This is a genomic window from Candidatus Jordarchaeum sp. (assembly GCF_052745115.1).
Window position 1 is genome coordinate 1 of the sequence record NZ_JBRAKS010000387.1, and the last position, 3,501, is coordinate 3,501.

Below are 3,501 nucleotides of genomic sequence, written 5' to 3' on the forward strand. Positions count from 1 at the left end.
AACCGAACACCATCTGGAAGTGTCCTAGATGGGTAAGTTTCGGACAACGGTTCTCCACCTGAGAAAGCAATTATTAATACTCCGGCGTCAGCCAGCTTTTCCACAGTTTCTATTGCTTCATTGAAGTTTAGCTCGTCTGGGCGTGCTTTTCCCGCTGTGGCGTAGCAGTGCTTACACTTCAAGTTACAGAGCCACGTGTAGTTCCAAACCACTAAGAAGAATGCTCCCGGAACAAATGTGCGATTCACACCAAACCTTGCTACCCCCCGCAATACACTGGCCACACCTCTTCTCCAATTTCCGTCCTGCAATAATTGTTGGACAAGATCCTCGCTGAGCCCGAATGATTTCACTCCATTCTTGATGTGCCACTCGACCATTGGGCGAATAATGTGGGAACAGGTGAAACAGGCCTTGTCTCTGGCACCTGCGTATAGCTCCAGTGCCACTTCTATTCTTGTCTTACCATCCTTTTTACAGAAGCCGGAAGACCGTTTAAGGAAGAATCGGGAATATCTCCGGTTAACCGTGGAGTTTAAAATCTCGATACTGCTCAATGTTGGCATTTTCTCACTCAAACTCAACAACCTCAAACTAAAATTAAATATTCATATTTCCTTAGAAAAAAATGTTTAAAATTATGTTAAGAAAAATGGATATAAGCCTTTCCTAAATGCAATTACTGAGTTATTTTAGATGGTGATCGAGTTATCAAAGTTTGTCGTTTCTTGGAGCGGTGGAAAAGAAAGTACTCTTTCCCTTTACAAGGCTCTTAGTCAGGGCGTTACTGTTTCCTATCTGATGAGTTTCGTCTCAAGCATAGGAAGATCTATGTCGCATGCAATCAAAGTGGAACTGTTAGAGGCTCAGTCCGAAGCCCTAGAAATTCCTATCGTTATGAGAGAGGTTACTTGGGAAACTTACGAGCGGGGATTTAAAGAACTGGTAAACGAGTTGAAGGCAAAAGGTGTTGATGGCTGCATTTTTGGCGATGTGTGGATTGAAGAACATAAGAAATGGACTGAGCGCGTTTGTAAAGAACTTGGAATTAGGGGTCTATCTCCACTCTTCGACGCTGATCCCGTGGATTTGTTCAAAGAATTTATTGGACTTGGGTTTGAGGCCCTTGTAATAATGGTAAAAAAAGAATTTATGGGAGATGAGTGGCTGGGCCGCAAACTGGATGAGGATTTTTTGAACGAAATTTTGGAGCTTAAGAACGAAAAGAATATTGATGTGCTCGGCGAGATGGGCGAGTATCATACTTTCGTTTACGACGGTCCAATATTCAAAAAAAGAGTCGAGATTACTAGAACCCAAAAGACATCACGAGAAAATTTCATCTATTTAGACATCACTGATTTTAGACTAGAAAAAAAGTAGTTCTGACAATCTTTAAAAATTCAACATTGTTAAATGCTCGTCCCATGATAAATTGGTAAAATTTTTCCTCTAACTATTTTCACGTTTTCAAATAGTTTCTCCTTCTTTATTTTTTTATAAGCCTCTTTAAGATTTGCCCAATGCACAGTTATTTCATTTGCGATTTCCTCAATATCTGCTTGACCATCCCGACCAATTTTTTCCCTAGCTATATCAACTAAAGGTTCTACAATGTAGAAATAATTTATTAAAAATCCAAAGTGAATATTTTCTTTCATTTCAATCATTTTCAAAGAATTTTTTAAAACTAATCTAAAATCTTTCCTATCCACGGACTCAAGTCCAAGTTCATTCTTAAAGTTCCAGATTTGGATTAGAGGCTTGTTATTCACCAATTCCTTTTCTAGCAATGGTGTGATGACTTCAGCCAATATTTGTCTAGACTGCCTGTATGCTTTCTCTTCAAGAATTGCTGGAATAGAGATTAAAATGAAATAAAAAATAAAAGCATATGGGACGAGCACGAATCCATTTAGAGCAGTTGGGTTGTAATACGGAAACTCTTGGGAAATCAGCCAATAATCTAAGCCATGCAAAGCTACCACTAAATGTATCATTACGAAAGGAACAATTGTTGCTCTATGAATGGATTTGAATTTCTGAAATTTTTCTCTGATACCTGGAATAAGTGATATTAGTTCAACTTTCTGTTGAAAAACTTTGAAGAACAGTAAATTCATACCGATTACATACATTGTAGTCGCTAAAAGTATTGATAGCAAGTTTTTGATAAAAAAACCTAGATAAAAATAATATTGCGGACTAGGAATACCATAAGTAATACTAATTTCAAATCCCGTGGGCTCAAAACCCATTAGATACCCTATCAAGCCGTAATGAGTGATTAGGGTTAAGGAGGCTAAAATGGAGATAATTAGAGCCAACATGGTTTTATTAAAAAATGTGAAAAGAATAGCAGTAAACGCAGCAACACTAAATATGGTGCTTATGATGGAGAACTTTTCATAAAATATTAACGGCTCTGCAGTTGACATTATTAGAACAAACCTAGGATAAAATTCAAAAATTAAAATAGGGGCCAGATAATAAGAAGTCGATTCAAAGGAATAAAGGAGATATAATAAGTATAATTGGCAGAATCCAGTAGAACTTCCAAGAAAGTAGGTCAATAAACCAAGGAAGTACAGAGATAAAATCATTCTTCTATAAGGGAAAGCGAATTCCAAAATTTTTCACCCTATCTTAATTTATGATTTTTATTTTTTCATAGGATATTATTTTTTCCTTGGTGATCTTCACGTTTCTCAGGAGTTCTTCTCTTTTTAGCTTCTGATAGATTTTTCTAAGCAGACTCGGCTTTACTTGAAGTTTCGATGCGATTTCATTTATGTCAGCTTCTCCTCGCTTCTTTATCTCATCTTTTGCTAATTGTGTCAAAATGTCCTCTAAATAGAGATAATTGTCTTTGATTCCGAAATAAATAGTACCATCTTGTTCAGCTATTTCGGCGGCTCTGAGGAGTACACGTTTGAATTGACTTTTGTTTATGGATTCGAGTCCAAATATTTTCATGACTTTCTCGAATGAAATTATGGGTTTCTGTTTTTGCCACTTTTTGGCCAGAACAATTATGCATTGCTCAGCTAATCGATCCACCGCACGGTTTACGATATTCAACATGAGTAGCCAGTATGGGAAATAAAGGATGTAAAAAACGAATAGAAATATTGCATTATCAGGATAAACTCGGGCGAAGGTGGCGAGAATTGGGTAGTGTGGAAACTCGGTTTGAAGTGTCTGAGTTTGGAAGAAGGATGCTAACAGAAATGCTAGCAGCGGCAGTAATATTAGGTCATTTAATCTCATGGATCTCAGAGTCTTAAAGTGCGTGCTACTTAGGGGCCTCGTCGAGAGTGAGTCAATTTTCTCCCGGATTTGCCCAAATAAAAGAATCGCCACACATACCGCAAAGAGCACGGCTGGTAGAATGAGAAGGTAAAGATTTTTTGAAGAAAAAAGGTTGAGAAACGTGAAAGGAATATATGGGAAAAGCATGGGAACTCTCAGCATTAGTCCCATGGGCTCGCCTCCCACTAG

General features: G+C 37.8%; 4 protein-coding genes. 1 reads left to right on the forward strand and 3 read right to left on the reverse strand.

All coding sequences use genetic code 11. The annotated features are described in order from the left end of the window. Positions 1–578: radical SAM protein (locus ACUVXA_RS18295; protein WP_445872726.1), on the reverse strand; the 578-nt coding region annotated here is incomplete at its 3' end. Between the two features lie 118 nt (positions 579–696). Here ACUVXA_RS18295 and ACUVXA_RS18300 point away from each other — a divergent pair. Next, positions 697–1,383: a Dph6-related ATP pyrophosphatase gene (locus ACUVXA_RS18300; RefSeq protein ID WP_445872727.1), complete on the forward strand. Its 687-nt coding sequence runs from the start codon at positions 697–699 to the stop codon at positions 1,381–1,383. 29 nt (positions 1,384–1,412) lie between these two features. Here ACUVXA_RS18300 and ACUVXA_RS18305 read toward each other — a convergent pair whose 3' ends face one another. Continuing rightward, on the reverse strand, positions 1,413–2,258 hold the full coding sequence (locus ACUVXA_RS18305) for a hypothetical protein (RefSeq protein WP_445872728.1): 846 nt from the start codon (positions 2,256–2,258) through the stop codon (positions 1,413–1,415). Between the two features lie 388 nt (positions 2,259–2,646). After that, positions 2,647–3,501: hypothetical protein (locus tag ACUVXA_RS18310; RefSeq protein WP_445872729.1), on the reverse strand; the 855-nt coding region annotated here is incomplete at its 5' end.

Excerpts from the sequence above, each read along its gene's own strand:
- ACUVXA_RS18300 (WP_445872727.1), top strand. The coding sequence starts at position 697 with ATGGTGATCGAGTTATCAAAGTTTGTCGTTTCTTGGAGCGGTGGAAAA.
- ACUVXA_RS18305 (WP_445872728.1), bottom strand. The coding sequence starts at position 2,258 with ATGGGTTTTGAGCCCACGGGATTTGAAATTAGTATTACTTATGGTATT.